The 17,443-nt window shown below is 70.8% G+C and carries 16 protein-coding genes; 3 read left to right on the top strand and 13 right to left on the bottom strand.

What is annotated here, in order from left to right; all coding sequences use genetic code 11:
- Positions 1–90: 90 nt before the first annotated feature.
- The 11 genes from ABZ267_RS15325 to ABZ267_RS15375 form a co-directional block, all read right to left on the bottom strand.
- Positions 91–426: an RNA polymerase-binding protein RbpA gene (locus tag ABZ267_RS15325; protein ID WP_073217477.1), complete on the bottom strand. Its 336-nt coding sequence runs from the start codon at positions 424–426 to the stop codon at positions 91–93.
- A gap of 108 nt (positions 427–534) precedes the next feature.
- Entirely contained in the window at positions 535–771 is a 237-nt protein-coding gene (gene secG, locus ABZ267_RS15330; RefSeq protein WP_026241503.1) for a preprotein translocase subunit SecG, read from the bottom strand.
- A gap of 114 nt (positions 772–885) precedes the next feature.
- Positions 886–1,662, bottom strand: a complete 777-nt coding sequence (gene tpiA / locus ABZ267_RS15335; protein ID WP_356748601.1) for a triose-phosphate isomerase — start codon at positions 1,660–1,662, stop codon at positions 886–888.
- Between the two features lie 6 nt (positions 1,663–1,668).
- On the bottom strand, positions 1,669–2,880 hold the full coding sequence (locus ABZ267_RS15340) for a phosphoglycerate kinase (RefSeq protein ID WP_356748603.1): 1,212 nt from the start codon (positions 2,878–2,880) through the stop codon (positions 1,669–1,671).
- A 115-nt stretch (positions 2,881–2,995) separates the two neighbouring features.
- A complete protein-coding gene (gene gap, locus ABZ267_RS15345; protein WP_356748605.1) occupies positions 2,996–4,006 on the bottom strand; it encodes a type I glyceraldehyde-3-phosphate dehydrogenase in 1,011 nt (336 codons plus the stop codon).
- A gap of 242 nt (positions 4,007–4,248) precedes the next feature.
- On the bottom strand, positions 4,249–5,238 hold the full coding sequence (gene whiA, locus ABZ267_RS15350) for a DNA-binding protein WhiA (RefSeq protein WP_084745309.1): 990 nt from the start codon (positions 5,236–5,238) through the stop codon (positions 4,249–4,251).
- Positions 5,229–6,263 (bottom strand): uridine diphosphate-N-acetylglucosamine-binding protein YvcK, encoded by a 1,035-nt coding sequence (gene yvcK, locus ABZ267_RS15355; protein ID WP_356748607.1) that lies wholly within the window; start codon positions 6,261–6,263, stop codon positions 5,229–5,231. The genes whiA and yvcK overlap by 10 nt, the downstream gene beginning before the upstream one ends.
- Positions 6,260–7,267: an RNase adapter RapZ gene (gene rapZ, locus ABZ267_RS15360; RefSeq protein ID WP_356748609.1), complete on the bottom strand. Its 1,008-nt coding sequence runs from the start codon at positions 7,265–7,267 to the stop codon at positions 6,260–6,262. Before rapZ ends, yvcK begins: the two co-directional genes overlap by 4 nt.
- The gene (gene uvrC, locus ABZ267_RS15365) at positions 7,264–9,366 is read right to left on the bottom strand and encodes an excinuclease ABC subunit UvrC (protein ID WP_356748611.1); all 2,103 of its coding nucleotides are present in this window, start codon (positions 9,364–9,366) and stop codon (positions 7,264–7,266) included. Before uvrC ends, rapZ begins: the two co-directional genes overlap by 4 nt.
- A gap of 98 nt (positions 9,367–9,464) precedes the next feature.
- On the bottom strand, positions 9,465–10,370 hold the full coding sequence (locus ABZ267_RS15370; protein WP_356748613.1) for a hypothetical protein: 906 nt from the start codon (positions 10,368–10,370) through the stop codon (positions 9,465–9,467).
- Positions 10,371–10,374: 4 nt separating this feature from the next.
- Entirely contained in the window at positions 10,375–10,989 is a 615-nt protein-coding gene (locus ABZ267_RS15375) for a papain-like cysteine protease family protein (RefSeq protein WP_356748615.1), read from the bottom strand.
- Between the two features lie 226 nt (positions 10,990–11,215).
- On the opposite strand from ABZ267_RS15375, the gene ABZ267_RS15380 reads away from it, so the two are divergent.
- On the top strand, positions 11,216–12,142 hold the full coding sequence (locus tag ABZ267_RS15380; protein WP_356748617.1) for a hypothetical protein: 927 nt from the start codon (positions 11,216–11,218) through the stop codon (positions 12,140–12,142).
- A 51-nt stretch (positions 12,143–12,193) separates the two neighbouring features.
- Here ABZ267_RS15380 and ABZ267_RS15385 read toward each other — a convergent pair whose 3' ends face one another.
- Positions 12,194–12,622 carry a Rieske (2Fe-2S) protein gene (locus ABZ267_RS15385; protein WP_356748619.1) on the bottom strand — a complete coding sequence of 143 codons (429 nt, stop codon included), beginning with the start codon at positions 12,620–12,622 and terminating at the stop codon, positions 12,194–12,196.
- A gap of 176 nt (positions 12,623–12,798) precedes the next feature.
- Positions 12,799–15,855: an excinuclease ABC subunit UvrA gene (gene uvrA / locus ABZ267_RS15390; RefSeq protein WP_356748621.1), complete on the bottom strand. Its 3,057-nt coding sequence runs from the start codon at positions 15,853–15,855 to the stop codon at positions 12,799–12,801.
- A 177-nt stretch (positions 15,856–16,032) separates the two neighbouring features.
- On the opposite strand from uvrA, the gene ABZ267_RS15395 reads away from it, so the two are divergent.
- Together ABZ267_RS15395 and ABZ267_RS15400 are read left to right on the top strand one after the other, a co-directional pair.
- On the top strand, positions 16,033–16,722 hold the full coding sequence (locus tag ABZ267_RS15395; protein WP_356748623.1) for a maleylpyruvate isomerase family mycothiol-dependent enzyme: 690 nt from the start codon (positions 16,033–16,035) through the stop codon (positions 16,720–16,722).
- A gap of 53 nt (positions 16,723–16,775) precedes the next feature.
- Positions 16,776–17,432, top strand: coding sequence for an MBL fold metallo-hydrolase (locus ABZ267_RS15400; protein ID WP_356748625.1), 657 nt, complete (start codon positions 16,776–16,778; stop codon positions 17,430–17,432).
- Positions 17,433–17,443: the final 11 nt, after the last annotated feature.

The raw sequence follows: 17,443 nt of genomic DNA on the forward strand, positions 1-17,443 counted from the left end.
CCGGGAAGCGGGAAAGTGGTCCGGCCGGACACCTGTGGGGTGTCCGGCCGGTGAACGACTGGGTGGGTCCGTGGAGCGGTGCGGGGAACGTCAGATCTCGCCGCGGAGCTTGGCGAGGGCCTCGGCGAGGATCGCCTCGCCGTCCTCGTCGCTGCGCCGCTCACGTACGTACGCGAGGTGCGTCTTGTACGGCTCGGTGCGCGGCGGGTCCGGCGGGCTGTCCTTGTCCTGGCCGGCCGGGAAGCCGCAGCGCGGGCAGTCCCAGGTGTCCGGCACCTGCGCGTCATGGGCGAAGCTCGGCTGCGTCTCGTGCCCGTTCGAGCACCAGAAGGAGATGCGGAGGCGCGGCGCGGACTCGCCTCGCTCGGCCTCCCCCATCGGCCCCGCTCCGACCCGGCTTCCCCGGATCGCGTTGCCACTTGCCACGGTCGTAACTCCCTGCCTGATGGTGCTCGACGAAGCCCCAGTCTACGTAAGGCCCAACGCGCGTCCAGTGAAAGGAGTTACACCCTCACCGGGAATCGCGGACGACGGTCAGTCGCCCAGCTTGACCAGCAGACCGAGGACGACGACGCACGCGAACCAGACCAGACCGACCACGACGGTGATGCGGTCGAGGTTGCGCTCTGCCACGGAGGAGCCGCCGACGGAGGACTGCATTCCGCCACCGAACATGTCGGAGAGGCCGCCGCCCTTGCCCTTGTGCATGAGCACCAGCAGCATCAGCAGCAGGCTGAAGACGATCAGAGCGATCTGGAACGCCATAACCACGGCTGGTCCCTACTTTCAGAATTCTCGACTACTGCCTGTACGTACAGCGGGGGCCGGAGGGTGGCAACCCCCTCGGCCCCCGCAAGGGTACGACGGATCCGCGCTACCGCATACTCACTGGTCGCGGAAGCGGACGATCTTGACGAACTCGTCGGCGTCCAGCGCGGCGCCGCCGATCAGGGCGCCGTCGACGTCGGGCTGCGCCATGATGGCGGCCACGTTGCCGGACTTCACCGAGCCGCCGTACTGGATGCGGACGGCGTCGGCCAGCTCCTGCGAGTACAGCTCGGCCAGCCGGCGGCGGATCGCACCGCAGACCTCCTGGGCGTCCTCGGGGGTGGCGACCTCGCCGGTCCCGATGGCCCAGACCGGCTCGTAGGCGATGACGATGGACTCGGCCTGCTCGGCCGGGATGTCCTTCAGGGCGCCGTCGAGCTGCGCGAGCGTGTAGGAGACCTGGTCGCCGGCCTTGCGGATGTCCAGGCCCTCGCCGACGCAGAGGATCGGGGTCAGGCCGTGCTGGTAGGCGGCCTTCACCTTGGCGTTGCAGATCTCGTCGTTCTCGCCGTGGTACTGGCGGCGCTCGCTGTGGCCGACGGCCACGTACGTGCAGCGCAGCTTGGCGAGCATCGGGCCGGAGATCTCGCCGGTGTACGCGCCGGAGTCGTGCGCCGAGATGTCCTGGGCGCCGTACTTGATCTTCAGCTTGTCGCCGTCCACCAGGGTCTGCACGGAGCGCAGGTCGGTGAAGGGCGGCAGGACGGCGACCTCGACGGCGTCGTAGTCCTTGTCGGCCAGGGCGAAGGAGAGCTTCTGGACGTGGGCGATGGCCTCGAGGTGGTTGAGGTTCATCTTCCAGTTGCCCGCCATCAGCGGGGTGCGGGTGGTCATTGAGGTTCAGTCCTCCAGTGCGGCGAGGCCGGGAAGCGTCTTGCCTTCGAGGTATTCGAGGCTGGCGCCGCCACCGGTCGAGATATGTCCGAAAGCATTCTCGTCGAAGCCCAGGATGCGTACGGCCGCGGCGGAGTCGCCGCCGCCGACGACGGTGAACGCCGGGGAGTCGAGGAGCGCCTGGGCGACCGCGCGGGTGCCCTCGGCGTAGTCGGGGTGTTCGAAGACGCCCATCGGGCCGTTCCAGAAGACGGTGGCCGCGTCGGCGAGCTTCGCGGCGTACAGCCGGCCGGACTCCGGGCCGATGTCCAGGCCCATCTTGCCGGCCGGGATCGCGTCGGCGGCGACGGTGTCCGGGTGGGCCGGGGCCTTGGTCTTCACGTCCGGGAACTCGGCGGCGACCAGCACGTCGACCGGGAGCACGAACTCCACGCCCTGCTTCCCGGCCCGCTCCAGGTACTCCTTGACGACCGGGATCTGGTCCTCCTGGAGCAGCGAGGCGCCGACCTCGTGGCCCTGGGCCGCGAGGAAGGTGAAGACCATGCCGCCGCCGATGAGGATGCGGTCGGCCTTCTCCAGCAGGTGGTCGATGACGCCGAGCTTGTCGGAGACCTTGGCCCCGCCGAGGACGACGGCGTACGGCCGCTTGACGTCGGTGGTCAGCTTCTTGAGGACGCCGATCTCGGTGGCGATGAGGTAGCCCGCGTAGTGCGGAAGCCGCGCCGGGAGGTCGAAGACCGAGGCGTGCTTGCGGTGTACGGCCCCGAAGCCGTCGCCCACGTACACGTCGGCGAGCTCGGCCAGCTGGTCGGCGAAGGCGCCGCGCTCGGCGTCGTCCTTGGAGGTCTCACCGGCGTTGAAGCGGAGGTTCTCGACGACGGCGACCTGGCCGTCGGTGAGGCCGGCGACGACTGAGCGGGCGGAGTCGCCGACGGTGTCGGTCGCGAAGGCCACGTCGGCACCGAGGAGTTCACCGAGCCGCGCGGCGGCGGGCGCCAGCGAGAACACCGGGTCCGGAGCGCCCTTGGGGCGGCCCAGGTGCGAGGCGACGACGACGCGCGCGCCGGCTTCGGCGAGCTTGGTGACCGTCGGCAGGACGGCGCGGATGCGGCCGTCGTCGGTGATGGTGGTGCCGTCCAGCGGCACGTTGAGGTCGGCGCGGACGAATACCCGCCTGCCGGCGACCCCTTCGGTGAGAAGTTCGTCGATCGTCTTCATCTGGTCTTCCGTTACTCCTTGCAAGGGCGGATGAACATGCTAAGAGGCTCGACCGGCGCGTCCTTGCGCCGGTCGAGCCCCTTCACTCACATGGTTGTGCCTGCCGGCCCGAGGGTCAGAGCTGCTCGCCGACGAAGACCGTGAGGTCGACGAGGCGGTTGGAGTAGCCCCACTCGTTGTCGTACCAGCCGAGGATCTTCACCGTCTTGCCCTCCTGGACCATGGTCAGGGAGGAGTCGAAGGTGCAGGACGACGGGTCGCCGACGATGTCCGAGGAGACGATCGGGTCCTCGGTGTACGTCAGGAAGCCCTTGAGGGCGCCGTCGTCGGCGGCCTTCTTGAACGCGGCGTTGACCTCGTCCTTGGTGACCTCGCGGTCCAGCGTGACGACGAGGTCGGTGGCGGAGCCGGTCGGGACCGGGACGCGCATCGCGATGCCGTCGAGCTTGCCCTTGAGCTGCGGGAGGACCAGAGCGGTGGCCTTGGCGGCACCGGTCGTGGTCGGGATGATGTTCTCGGCGGCTGCGCGGGCGCGGCGCAGGTCCGAGTGCGGGAAGTCCAGGATGCGCTGGTCGTTGGTGTACGCGTGGACCGTCGTCATCAGGCCCTTGACGATGCCGAAGTTCTCGTCGAGAACCTTGGCCATCGGCGCCACACAGTTGGTGGTGCAGGAGGCGTTGGAGATGACGTGGTGGCTGGCCGCGTCGTACTTGTCCTGGTTGACGCCCATCACGATGGTGATGTCCTCGTCCTTGGCCGGAGCCGAGATGAGGACCTTCTTGGCGCCACCGGCGATGTGCTTCCCGGCGTCGGCCTTCTTGGTGAAGATGCCGGTCGACTCGATGACGATGTCGACGCCCAGCTCACCCCAGGGGATGTCGGCCGGGTTGCGCTCGGACAGCACCTTGATGGTGTGCCCATCGACGGTGATGGTGTCGGCGGTGTGGCTGACCTCTGCCTTAAGACGACCCAGGATGGTGTCGTACTTCAGCAGGTGGGCCGTGGTCGCAGTGTCACCCAGGTCGTTGACAGCCACGATCTCGATGTCCGCACCCTGCTCCAGCAGCGCGCGGAAGTAGTTACGACCGATGCGGCCAAAGCCGTTGATGCCTACGCGGATCGTCACGAACCGATCTCCTCGTATAGGTACGCCGGTTTCTGACGCCGGCGAGGGTGTATAGGGATGTCCCCGACCGCTATCGACCCTACCTCTCCGAGGCCGCCGGGGTGACATCGACGGGGGCCGTACGCGCCACCGGAATACGACGGGAGGCCCGTACTCCCCAGTAGGGTCACGGGCCTCCGTTCACGCTTCAGGACCTAGGTCCCGGTGCGGCCCGGGACGTTGGTCCCGAGCCGCCGCCCGGCTCAGCCGACCAGGCCGTCCGCCAGCTCCTCGCTGAGCGTGGCCTCCGTGCCGGGGATGCCGAGGTCCTGGGCGCGCTTGTCGGCCATGGCCAGCAGGCGGCGGATGCGGCCGGCGACGGCGTCCTTGGTCAGCGGCGGGTCGGCGAGCGCTCCCAGCTCCTCCAGCGAGGCCTGCTTGTGCTCCATACGCAGCCGGCCGGCCGCCGCGAGGTGCTCGGGGACCTCCTCGCCGAGGATCTCCAGTGCGCGCCCCACCCGGGCCCCGGCGGCGACCGCCGCGCGGGCCGAGCGGCGCAGGTTCGCGTCGTCGAAGTTGGCGAGCCGGTTGGCCGTGGCGCGGACCTCGCGCCGCATCCGGCGCTCCTCCCAGGCCAGCACCGACTCATGGGCGCCGAGCCGGGTGAGCAGGGCGCCGATGGCGTCGCCGTCGCGGACGACGACCCGGTCCACGCCGCGGACCTCGCGGGCCTTGGCGGCGATGGAGAGCCGGCGGGCCGCGCCGACCAGCGCGAGGGCCGCCTCGGGGCCGGGGCAGGTGACCTCCAGCGAGGAGGAGCGGCCGGGCTCGGTGAGCGAGCCGTGCGCGAGGAAGGCGCCACGCCAGGCGGCCTCGGCGTCGCAGGTGGCCCCCGAGACCACCTGCGGCGGCAGACCGCGGATGGGACGGCCGCGGCCGTCCACCAGGCCCGTCTGGCGGGCCAGCTGGTCGCCGCCCGCCACCACCCGTACGACGTAGCGCGAGCCGCGCCGCAGTCCGCCGGGGGCCATCACGATCAGCTCCGAGCTGTGCCCGAAGATTTCGAGGATGTCGCGCTTGAGCCGGCGCGCCGCCATCGCGGTGTCCAGCTCCGCCTCGATCACAATGCGGCCGCTCACCAGGTGCAGCCCGCCCGCGAACCGAAGAATCGCCGAGACCTCCGCCTTCCTGCAGCAGGTCCGGGTGACGGGAAGCCGAGAGATTTCGTCCTTCACCGCTGGCGTCATCGCCATGGGCCGATCCTTCCATGCATCCGAAAAATACGGTCGTACGCGGCGGCCAACAGCTCCTGATCATGGACCGGAACGCCGTCGGGCGATGCCACCGGCGCCAGCTCGACCGCGGCTCCGAGCCGTTTTGCGGCGTCGTCGAGCAATTCGCGGTCGGGCACGGCTGCCTCGTCGGCCAGCACCACGTCCAAGGCGAGTTTAGGGGCGTGTCGTCCCAAAACCTCCAAATGACGCTGCGGTGAGAACCCCTCGGTTTCACCGGGCTGTGGTGCGAGATTCAACGACAGGACCTTGCGGGCCTTCGTGGTGACCAGCGCGTCGAGCAGTTCCGGCACCAGGAGGTGCGGGATGACCGAGGAGAACCAGGAGCCGGGGCCGAGCACCACCCAGTCCGCGTCGAGGACCGCCGCCACCGCTTCCGGGACGGCCGGCGGGTCGGGCGGGACGACGTGCACGGACTGCACCTCACCCGGCGTGAGCGCGACGGTGGCCTGGCCGCGCACGGTGACGATGGCGTCGGGCACCTCCGGGTCGTGGCCCTTGACCAGCGCCTGGAGCTCCAGCGGCACGGCGGACATGGGCAGCACCCGGCCCTGCGCGCCGAGCAGCTTGCCGACCAGGTCGAGAGCCTGGACATGGTCGCCGAGCTGCTCCCACAGGGCCACGATCAGCAGGTTGCCGACCGCGTGCTCGTGGAGGTCGCCCTTGGACTCGAACCGGTGCTGGATGACCCGGGCCCAGGTGCGGCCCCAGTCGTCGTCGCCGCAGAGCGCGGCGAGCGCCTTGCGCAGGTCGCCGGGCGGCAGCACGCCGAGCTCCTCGCGGAGCCGGCCGCTGGAGCCGCCGTCGTCGGCGACGGTGACCACGGCCGTGAGGTCGCCGGTGATCCGGCGCAGCGCCGCCAGGGACGCCGAGAGGCCCATGCCGCCGCCGAGCGCGACGACCTTGGGCTGTGCACCGCGTTTGCGGCCGGAGAGCGCCGATGTGGCGCGGCTCAGCCGCCGCATCCGCAGATTGCGACCGGTCACTCTCGCCCCATGTCCCGGTGGACGAGGACGGTCTCGATGCCTTCGGCGGCCAGGCGGGCGGAGAGCTTCTCCGACATGGCGACGGACCGGTGCTTGCCGCCCGTGCAGCCGACGGCGATGGTCACGTACCGCTTACCCTCGCGGCGGTAGCCGGCGGCGATCAGCTGGAGCAGCTCCGTGTACTGGTTGAGGAACTCCTTGGCACCGGGCTGGTCGAAGACGTAACCGGAGACCTCCTCGTTCAGGCCGGTGAAGGGGCGCAGCTCCGGGACCCAGTGCGGGTTGGGCAGGAAGCGGCAGTCCACGACGAGGTCGGCGTCGACGGGCAGGCCGTACTTGTAGCCGAAGGACATCACCGTGGCGCGCAGCTCCGGCTCGGACTCGCCCGCGAACTGGGCGTCCATCTTGGCCCGCAGCTCGTGCACGTTGAGGCTGGAGGTGTCGATGACCAGGTCGGCGTCGCCGCGCAGCTCGCGCAGCAGGTCGCGCTCGGCGGCGATGCCGTCGACGATGCGGCCGTCGCCCTGGAGCGGGTGCGGGCGGCGGACGGACTCGAAGCGGCGGACCAGCGCGTCGTCGGAGGACTCCAGGAAGACGATCCGCCGGGTGACGTGCTTGGCCTCCAGGTCGGCGAGGGACTCGCGGAGGTTGTCGAAGAAGCGGCGGCCGCGCACGTCGACGACGACGGCGATCCGCGCCACGTTGCCCTGGGAGCGGGCGCCGAGCTCCACCATGGTGGGGATCAGCGCGGGCGGCAGGTTGTCGACGACGAACCAGCCGAGGTCCTCCAGACACTTGGCGGCGGTGCTGCGTCCGGCGCCGGACATGCCGGAGATGATCACCAGCTCGGGGATGGCCGGCGCGACTGCCTCGCCCGTCTCGTTCTTGGTGTTCGTACTCACGTCTGCTCCGTCTGCTCGGTCTGTTCGTTCGTGCTGCTGGTCGTCGGTGGGCGCGCTGCCGGCGTCGCCTCCGCCGTCGGCCCGGCGGGTGTGCTCGGTCATGACGTGTCCCCGTCGTCCTCTTCCATGATCTCTCCTGTGGCCGTGTTCACGGCAGGGGCCGCGGGAGCGGCCGAGGCGAGCGCGGCCGCCACCGATTCGGCCGTCCTGCGCCCTATCCCGGGGACCTCGCAGATCTCCTCGATTGTCGCCTGCCGGAGCTTCTTCACGGAGCCGAAATGCTTGATCAGGGCCTGTTTACGGGTCTCGCCGAGCCCTGCCACGTCGTCCAGCGGGCTCGTACGGATGCGCTTGGCCCGCTTGGCGCGCTGGTAGGTGATGGCGAAGCGGTGGGCCTCGTCGCGGACGCGCTGGAGGAGGTAGAGGCCCTCACTGGAGCGCGGCAGGACGACGGGGTCGTCGTCATCGGGGAGCCAGACCTCCTCCAGCCGCTTGGCCAGGCCGCAGACGGCGATGTCGTCGATGCCCAGCTCGTCCAGTGCGCGCTTGGCGGCGGCGACCTGCGGCTGTCCGCCGTCGACCACGACGAGCTGCGGCGGGTACGCGAACCGCTTGGGACGGCCGTCGTCCTCACGGGGCTCGATCTCGTCGGCCGGTGATGCGGGGGTGAAGGCGGGGGCCGGGACGGGGCCGGTGGGAGCGGGGCCCGTGGACTCGGTGGGGCCGGCTCCCGGTAGAGCCTGGGCGGTCTCCGGCGTCTCCTCGGTGGCCTGCGGCGTCTGGTCCCACTCGCCCGTGCGCTCCTTCTCCTGGAGGTAGCGCTTGAAGCGGCGGCCGATCACCTCGTGCATCGAGCGGACGTCGTCCTGGCCCTCGAAGCCCTTGATCTGGAAGCGGCGGTACTCGCTCTTGCGGGCCAGGCCGTCCTCGAAGACCACCATGGAGGCCACCACGTCGTCGCCCTGGAGGTGCGAGATGTCGTAGCACTCGATGCGCAGCGGGGCCGTGTCCAGGTCGAGCGCCTCGGCGATCTCCTCCAGCGCCCGGGAGCGGGTGGTGAGGTCGGAGGCGCGCCTGGTCTTGTGCAGGCCGAGCGCCTGCTGGGCGTTGCGCTGGACCGTCGCCATGAGGTCCTTCTTGTCGCCGCGCTGCGGGATGCGCAGGCTGACCTGGGAGCCCCGGCGCTCGGCGAGCCACTGCGAGACCGCTTCGGTGTCCTCGGGCAGGGCCGGGACCAGGACCTCCTTGGGGACTGCGTCGCCGCGCTCCTCGCCGTACAGCTGCTGGAGCGCGTGCTCCACGAGGCCGGCCGTGTCGACCGCCTCGACCTTGTCGGTGACCCAGCCGCGCTGGCCGCGCACCCGGCCGCCGCGCACGTGGAAGATCTGGAGGGCGGCCTCCAGCTCGTCCTCGGCGACGGCGATCAGGTCGGCGTCGGTGGCGTCGGCGAGGACGACGGCGCTCTTCTCCATGGCCCGCTTGAGGGCCCCGGCGTCGTCCCGGAGGCGGGCGGCGCGCTCGTACTCCATCTCCTCGGCCGCCTGCGCCATGTCCTTCTCCAGGCGGCGGATGTAGGTGCCCGTACGACCGGCCATGAAGTCGCAGAAGTCCTCGGCCAGCTCGCGGTGTTCCTCCGGCGTGACGCGGCCGACGCAAGGGGCCGAGCACTTGTCGATGTAGCCCAGCAGGCAGGGGCGGCCGGTGCGGGCGGCGTTCTTGAAGACGCCGGCGGAGCAGGTGCGGACGGGGAAGACGCGGAGCATCAGGTCGACGGTCTCGCGGATCGCCCAGGCGTGCCCGTACGGACCGAAGTAGCGCACGCCCTTCTTCTTCGCGCCGCGCATCACCTGGACGCGCGGGAACTCCTCGTTCAGCGTGACGGCGAGATAGGGATAGCTCTTGTCGTCCCGGTACTTGACGTTGAACCGGGGGTCGAACTCCTTGATCCAGGTGTACTCCAGCTGGAGCGCCTCGACCTCGGTGGAGACCACCGTCCACTCCACGGAGGCGGCGGTCGTGACCATCGAGCGCGTACGCGGATGGAGATTGGCCAGGTCCTGGAAGTAGTTGGCCACGCGCTGGCGGAGGTTCTTCGCCTTCCCGACGTAGATCACCCGGCGGTGCTCGTCGCGGAACTTGTAGACCCCCGGGGAGTCGGGGATCTGCCCCGGGCTGGGGCGGTAGCTGGAGGGGTCTGCCATGTCTCACACCCTACTTGCGGGGTGTGACAGGACGTCGTCCGCGAGGTGACCGGTGCGCTCCGGGGCGCCGGGGTGCCGACGGCCCCGGAGCGCTCCGCTCAGGCGTCCGGCGCTGGGCTGTGCCGGGTGCGGCCGCGGTGGCGTACGGCGGCGGCTCCGCCGAGCGCCAGAGCGAGCAGGGCCCCGGCGCCGGCCGTCGTGGAGACGGCGGTCAGCGCGGTGTCCGGAGTGCCCGTGCCGGCCGCGTCGGCGAGCGCGGGTCCGGGTGCGGCGTCAGGACCGGGTGCGGGGGCCTGGGCGCCGGTTCCGGTGCCGGTCGCCGCCTCGGGGCCGTAACCGCCCGCCTTGCCGGACTTCGCGTAGCCGGAGCCGGGCAGCTTGTCGCCGTACGCCTCCGTCACGCGGGCCCGGTACGCGTTCAGGCTGGTGCCCTTCGCGCCCACGGCCGCCGTCGCGTCCTCGTCCAGCGGCAGCACGCGGGAGGCGTCGTGGACGTACCAGGCGTCGATCTGCGGTTCGCGGAAGACCGTGCCGCCGGGGAGCGCGCGGGCTCCTTGCGCGGTGTAGCGGGCCTCGTCGTCGCCGGTGGCGATGTTCACCACCTGCCATTCTCCGCTGCCGCCGGCGCCGGGAACGGTCCACAGGGAGGCCTTCTGGCCGTCGGAGGAGACGGCGGTGGCGGCGAGGTAGTCCAGCGTGCTGGGCGCGGCCCCGGGCTTCCCGGCGACGTACGCGGCCGAGAGCGTACGTACAGGGACCGTCTTCGCCTCGATGCGCGGTGCGGCCGCCGTACGCGCCACCGCTCCCTCACGGGCGAAGAACCGGGACAGGGTGTCCAGGGTGGCCGGTGCGGAGGCGGCCTCGTGGGCGGCTTCGAGCGTGGTGGCGGTCAGCTTCGGCGGGGCGGCCGGGCCCTCGTCGGCGGTGGCCAGGGGCGCGGCGGCGAGCAGGGCGGTGGCGGCGAGCGCGGTGGCGACGGCGAGGCGCCGGGTGGTCGTGGTCATGTCCTCACGCCCCGATCCGGTAGAGCGAGTGGGTCCAGGAGAACTGGTTGTTGTTCACGTACCAGGAGTGCGAGGCCCAGTTGTAACGGTCGCTGGAGGGCCACGGGTCGCCCCAGTACACCCAGCTGTTGGCGTCGTCGTAGCCGTAGATGACGTGCATGTGGCCGCCGCCGGACGACCACTGGATGCGGGTCTCGACGGGCCGCTGAGCGGCTATCTCGGCCTGGACGGTCGGGTAGCGCAGCCAGCCGGTGACGTAGCTGCCGGGCCGGACGCCGGCCCAGGACAGTCCGGTCTGGACGTTGCCGAGCGTGGCCTGCGAGTTGGGGCACTCGGTGTTCTGCGAGCGGTTGAAGGAGGCGTTGCAGAACTGGTTCTGCGAGTAGCTGCGGCCGAACCAGGCGGCGATGGTGTTGCCGCCGGCCGCCCAGCACCAGTTGGTCTTCGCTTGCGCCTGCATGGTGATGTCGAGGCGCTGCGCGGCGGCGATGGAGGCACCGTCCCGGGACGCGGGCTCCACTGCGGTGGCGGTGGCGGTGGCCGCGGGGACGGCGAGGAGGGCGGCGGCCAGAAGGGCGGTGAAGGACAGCTTTCGGGGACGGATTCTTCGGTTGCGCATGGCGTTCCTCCCAAGGCGGGGGGCGGGGATCGGAGGAGCGCGTCCGGACGCTGATGAGGAGCATCGACCGTTGTCCGGAGCAGGTCAACACGCTTCAATGCGGAGTGACATCACGGTGTGAACGGCGCGACGCCCGTGTGAACGGCGCAGCCCCCTCACCTGCTCCCCCGCATCCCCCGGGGGCGGTGTCGCCTCTCCCCCACGTGAACGTTCACCGGAGGCCCCTATGCGGCACACCGAGAGAGAACTGGACCGGGTGCTGGACACCGGCCCCTTCCATCTGGCCCTGCGCACCGCCCTCTCGGTGCGCGGGCTGCCGCTCCACCGGGTGCAGCACCATCTGGCGCACCGGGGCGTCAAAGTCGGGGTGACGAGCCTGAGTTACTGGCAGCAGGGCGTACGGCGGCCGCGCCGCCCCGAGTCGCTGCGGGCCGTCCGCGCACTGGAGGACGTGCTGGCGCTGCCGGACGAGTCGCTGCTGCGGCTGCTGCGGGACGACGGTTCCGGCGGCGACGGAGAGCGCCCGGCGGCACGCTCGTACCGCTCGCTGCTGGAGTCCTCGGGTGCGGTGGAACGGCTGCTGGCGGCGATGGAGTCACCGGTGGACGGCGGGCTGCACACCGTGGACCACCAGGAGCGCGTACGGATCGGAGCGCGGCGCGAGCTGGCGGGCCGTACCTCGCTCCATGTCGTCCGCGCACACCGGGACGGCGTCGACCGCTATCTGGCGGTCCACCGCGGCGATCCGGGGTGCGAGCCGTCGCGGATCGCGGTCCGGGCCGGTGAGAACTGCCGGACCGGGCGGGTGCGCTGGGACGCGGAGGCGGGCGTGCTGGTGGCGGAGCTGCTCTTCGACACCCGGCTGCGGTCGGGCGAGACGTACGTCTTCGGCTACGGCTTCGAGGACGGTACGGGCGGGCCCAGCGACGAGTACGTGCGCGGCTTCACCTTCGGCGGCGGGCAGTACGTGCTCCAGGTCGGCTTCGACGGGGCCGCGCTGCCGGTGCGGTGCCGCCGGTTCGAGCAGTCCTCGGCCGGTGCGGCCCGCGCGGCCCGCCGGGACCTCACGCTCACCGGCCTGCACCGGACGGTGCACGTGGTGGAGGAAGGGGTGCGGCCGGGGCTCGTGGGGATCGACTGGGACTGGGAGTGAGTGTCGGCGTTACGTGGGGTGGGACCGGGGCCGTGCAGTGCGGGGCCGGGGTCAGGCGTCCGGGCCCGCGACGAGCTTTCCGCCGTCGGCCGTGACCGGCACTGCGGGCAGCGGGACGGTGGCCGGACCCTGGATGACCTCGCCGGTGGTCGTGTCGAAGCGGCTGCCGTGGCAGGCGCAGTGGCCCTCGGTGCCCTCGATCTTGGTCAGGACGCAGCCGCCGTGGGTGCACTGGGCGCTGAACGCCTTGTACTCACCCTTCGCCGGGCAGCTCACGACCAGGCGCTGCTCGCGGTAGAGCTTGGCGCCGCCGACGGGCACCTCGGATGCCTCGCCGAGCGCGACGGGTGCGGTGGGCGTGGGCGACTTGGCGTGGCCGAGCTTGGACTCGGTGGAGCAGGCGGCCGCTCCCAGCCCGGCGGCACCGGCGAGCGCGGCGCCCTTCAGCACGGTACGGCGGGCGGCGGGCAGGCCGGGCATGCGGACTCCACGGATCGGTGTTCGGGGTGGGGCGGTGTCGCCGGGAGGCGGCGGAGGCTGTTGCCGCCGGTGACGGAACCGACGATACCGGCGGGGAACGGACGGCCTGCGGCCGGGCCCGGTCCCGGTCATGGCTGTGGCCCCCTCCTGAGCGGGAGGGGGCCACAGTCGTCAGCTCACGCCTTGCGGGCGCGCGTCGCCTTCTTCGCGGTGGCGGCCTTGGTGGCGGTGGCCTTCTTGACCGCCGTCGCCTTCTTGGCCGCCGTGGCCTTGGTGGCGGCGGTCTTCTTCGCACCGGCCGCCGTGGCCTTCTTCGCCGTGGTGGTCTTCCGGGCGGCGGTCTTACGAGCCGTCCCTCGTCCCGACGGCAGCGCGGCCTCGCTGATCCGGTCCGCGTCCAGGATCCCCTGGAGGAACTTCCCGGTGTGGCTGGCCGGGACCGAGGCGACCTGCTCCGGCGTGCCCTCGGCGACGACCAGTCCGCCGCCGTTGCCGCCTTCGGGGCCCATGTCGATGACCCAGTCGGCGGTCTTGATGACGTCCAGGTTGTGCTCGATGACGATCACCGAGTTGCCCTTGTCGACCAGGCCGGAGAGGACGGTGATCAGCTTGCTGATGTCCTCGAAGTGGAGACCGGTGGTCGGCTCGTCCAGGACGTAGACCGTACGGCCGGTGGAGCGCTTCTGGAGCTCGCTCGCCAGCTTGACGCGCTGCGCCTCACCGCCGGACAGGGTCGGCGCGGACTGCCCGAGCCGGACGTATCCGAGGCCGACGTCGTTCAGCGTACGGAGGTGGCGGGCGATCGCCGGGACGGCCTCGAAGAACTCCAGGCCCTCCTCGATCGGCATGTCCAGCACCTCGGCGATGGACTTGCCCTTGTAGTGGACCTCCAGGGTCTCCCGGTTGTAGCGCGCGCCGTGGCAGACCTCGCACGGGACGTACACATCGGGCAGGAAGTTCATCTCGATCTTGATCGTGCCGTCGCCGGAGCAGTTCTCGCAGCGGCCGCCCTTGACGTTGAAGGAGAAGCGGCCCGGCAGATAGCCGCGCACCTTCGCCTCCATCGTCTCCGCGAACAGCCGGCGGACGTGGTCGAAGACGCCGGTGTACGTCGCCGGGTTGGACCGGGGCGTCCGGCCGATCGGCGACTGGTCGACGTGGACCACCTTGTCGACCAGGTCGTCGCCGTCGACCCGGGTGTGGCGGCCGGGGACCGACTTGGCGCCGTTCAGCTCGCGGGCCAGGTGGGTGTAGAGGATGTCGTTGACCAGGGTCGACTTCCCGGATCCGGAGACTCCGGTGACGGCGGTGAGCACGCCGAGCGGGAAGGAGACGTCGATGTCGTGCAGGTTGTTCTCGCGGGCGCCGTGCACCGTGAGGCTGCGCGCCGGGTCGATCGGGCGGCGGATGTCCGGCGTCGGGATGGCCCGCTTGCCGGACAGATACTGGCCGGTGATCGACTCCTTGTTGGTCAGCAGCTCCTTGAGCGAGCCGGAGTGGACGACCTTGCCGCCGTGCTCACCGGCGCCGGGGCCGATGTCGACGACCCAGTCGGCGACCTTGATGGTGTCCTCGTCGTGCTCGACGACGATGAGCGTGTTGCCCATGTCGCGGAGCCGGACCAGTGTCTCGATCAGCCGGTGGTTGTCGCGCTGGTGGAGGCCGATGGACGGCTCGTCCAGGACGTACAGCACGCCGACCAGGCCGGAGCCGATCTGCGTGGCGAGCCGGATGCGCTGGGCCTCGCCGCCGGAGAGCGTGCCGGCCGCGCGGTTCAGCGAGAGGTAGTCCAGGCCGACGTCGACCAGGAACTTCAGCCGCTCGTTGACCTCCTTGAGGACCCGCTCGGCGATCTTCTTGTCGCGGACGTTCAGCTTGAGGCGGCCGAGGAACTCTGCGCACTCGCTGATCGACATCGCGGCGACCTCGGCGATGGACTTCTCCATCACCGTCACCGCGAGGACGATCGGCTTGAGCCGCGTGCCCTCACAGGTGGGGCAGGGCACCTCGCGCATGTAGCCCTCGAAGCGCTCGCGGCTGGAGTCGCTCTCGGCCTCGGTGTGGCGCCGCTTGACGAACTGGACGGCGCCTTCGAAGGCGGGCGTGGTGTAAGCGCGCTCGCGCCCGTACCGGTTGCGGTAGCGGACCTCGGTCTGGATCTTGTGTCCGTACAGGAGGGCCTTCTTGGCGCGCTGCGGCAGGCCGGCCCACGGGATGTCCGTGCGGAAGCCGAGCGCCTTGGAGAGCGCGCCGATCAGCCGGCCGAAATACTCCTTGGTGTGGCCGTGCGACCAGGGGTGGATCGCTCCTTCGTCGAGCGACTTCTCCTCGTCCGGAACGATCAGCTCCGGGTCGACCTCCATGCGCGTACCGATGCCCGTGCAGTCGGGGCAGGCGCCGAAGGGCGAGTTGAAGGAGAAGGAGCGCGGCTCCAGCTCCTCGAAGGAGAGGTCGTCATAGGCGCAGTAGAGGTGCTCGGAATACATCCGCTCGCGCTCGGGGTCGTCCTCGGGGAGGTCGACGAAGTCCAGGACGACCATGCCGCCGGAGAGGCCGAGCGCGGTCTCCACCGAGTCGGTGAGCCGGCGCTTGGCGCTGTCCTTGACGGTGAGGCGGTCGATGACCACCTCGATGGTGTGCTTCTCCTGCTTCTTGAGCGTGGGCGGCTCGGAGAGCTGGATGGTGGTGCCGTCGACCCGGGCGCGGCTGTACCCCTTGGTCTGGAGGTCGGCGAAGAGGTCGACGAACTCGCCCTTGCGCTCGCGCACGAGCGGCGAGAGCACCTGGAACCGGCTGCCCTCGGGCAGGCCGAGGACCTTGTCCACGATGGCCTGCGGCGACTGGCGGGCGATGGGGCGGCCGCACTCGGGGCAGTGCGGCTTGCCGATCCGCGCGAAGAGCAGCCGGAGGTAGTCGTAGACCTCCGTGATGGTGCCGACCGTCGAGCGCGGGTTGCGCGAGGTCGACTTCTGGTCGATGGAGACGGCCGGGGAGAGACCTTCGATGAAATCGACGTCCGGCTTGTCCATCTGGCCGAGGAACTGCCGGGCGTACGAGGAGAGGGACTCCACATAGCGCCGCTGGCCCTCGGCGAAGATCGTGTCGAACGCGAGGGACGACTTGCCCGACCCGGAGAGCCCGGTGAAGACGATGAGGGAGTCACGGGGGAGATCGAGCGAGACGTTCTTCAGGTTGTGCTCGCGCGCGCCACGGACGATGAGACGGTCGGCCACGCCGGTCCGCACCTTTCTAGAGAGAAACGGGGGAACTCAGCCCCCGGTCCAGGTTATGGGGGGCGCCACAGCGATGTGGGAAGCTTTGTCTCCTCCGAGCGTATAGCACGCACATTCGATTAACGGTCGCGCTCGGACTCCTTCACCCGAATGAGTGGCGGAGCTAGGCTCGGCCGCATGATGGATCATGCGCATGACCTGGGAGCTGTACGCGAAGCGACCGATCGACTGCTCAACGAAGCGGGTAAGTGGGACAACGCCGCACTCGCCGAGCCGTCACGGCTGCCCGGATGGAGTCGGGGCCATGTCCTGACCCACTTGTCACGTAACGCCGACGCGCTCGAAAATGTTCTCCGGGGTCTGCCGATGTACGCGAGCAGCGAAATGCGGGACGCCGACATCGCGGCCGGCGCCTCGCGCCCGCTGGACGAGCAGCTGGCCGATTTCCGGGAGAGCGCGGACCGCCTGCGGGCGGCGGCCGACGAACCGGCCGACTGGTCCCGTACGGTCGCCCTCCGCAACGGTGTGACGGACTCCGCGTCCCGGCTCCCCTTCCGGCGCCTGATCGAGGTGGAGATCCACCATGTCGACCTGGACGTCGGCTACGAGCTGGAGGACCTGCCGGCGGACTTCACCGAGCGGGAGATCGCCTTCCTCACCGACCGCTTCGCCGGCCACCCGGACGTCCCCGCCACCACGGTGACCGCCGAGGACGGCCGCACCTGGACCACGGGCGGCGGCGCGGACGGCCCGGCCGTGTCCGTACGAGGTACGGCCGCCGATCTCCTGGGCTGGCTGGCCGGCCGCCGCGACGGCTCGGCGCTGACCGTGACCGGTGGCGCGCTGCCGGGGCTGCCGCCGCTGTAGCGGCTGTCCGGACTCCGTCCCCGCTGTACGTCATACGGATTAGGGTGATCCGTATGACGTACAGCGGAGCGGTGAAGGTCGGCGGACCGGCGAGCGTGCACGAACTGACGGATCTGATGATCTCCAAGGTCGCCGTCGGCGCGATGAACAACAACGCCTATCTGCTGCGCTGCCGGGCCACCGGCGAGCAGCTCCTGATCGACGCGGCCGCCGAGCCCGCGACCCTGCTGGCGCTGATCGGTGACGACTCCATCGCGTCCGTCGTCACCACCCACCGCCACGGCGACCACTGGCAGGCGCTGGCCGAGGTGGTGGCGGCCACCGGCGCCCGTACGTACGCCGGCCGGTACGACGCCGAGGGCGTCCCGGTCGCCACGGACGTGGCGGTGGAGGACGGCGACACGATCACGGTGGGCCGGGTGGAGCTGACCGCCCGCCACCTGGTCGGCCACACGCCCGGCTCGATCGCGCTGGTCTACGACGACCCGCACGGCGCCCCGCACCTGTTCACCGGCGACTGCCTCTTCCCGGGCGGGGTCGGCAACACGCACAAGGACCCCGAGGCGTTCGCGAGCCTGCTGCACGACATCGAGACGAAGCTGTTCGACCGGCTTCCCGACGAGACCTGGGTCTACCCGGGCCACGGCAACGACACGACCCTCGGCGACGAGCGGCCGCACCTGCCGGAGTGGCGCGCGCGGGGCTGGTGACCCCGGTTTCT

Source organism: Streptomyces sp. NPDC006174 (assembly GCF_040614075.1).
In the GTDB taxonomy this organism is placed as follows: Bacteria; Actinomycetota; Actinomycetes; order Streptomycetales; family Streptomycetaceae; genus Streptomyces.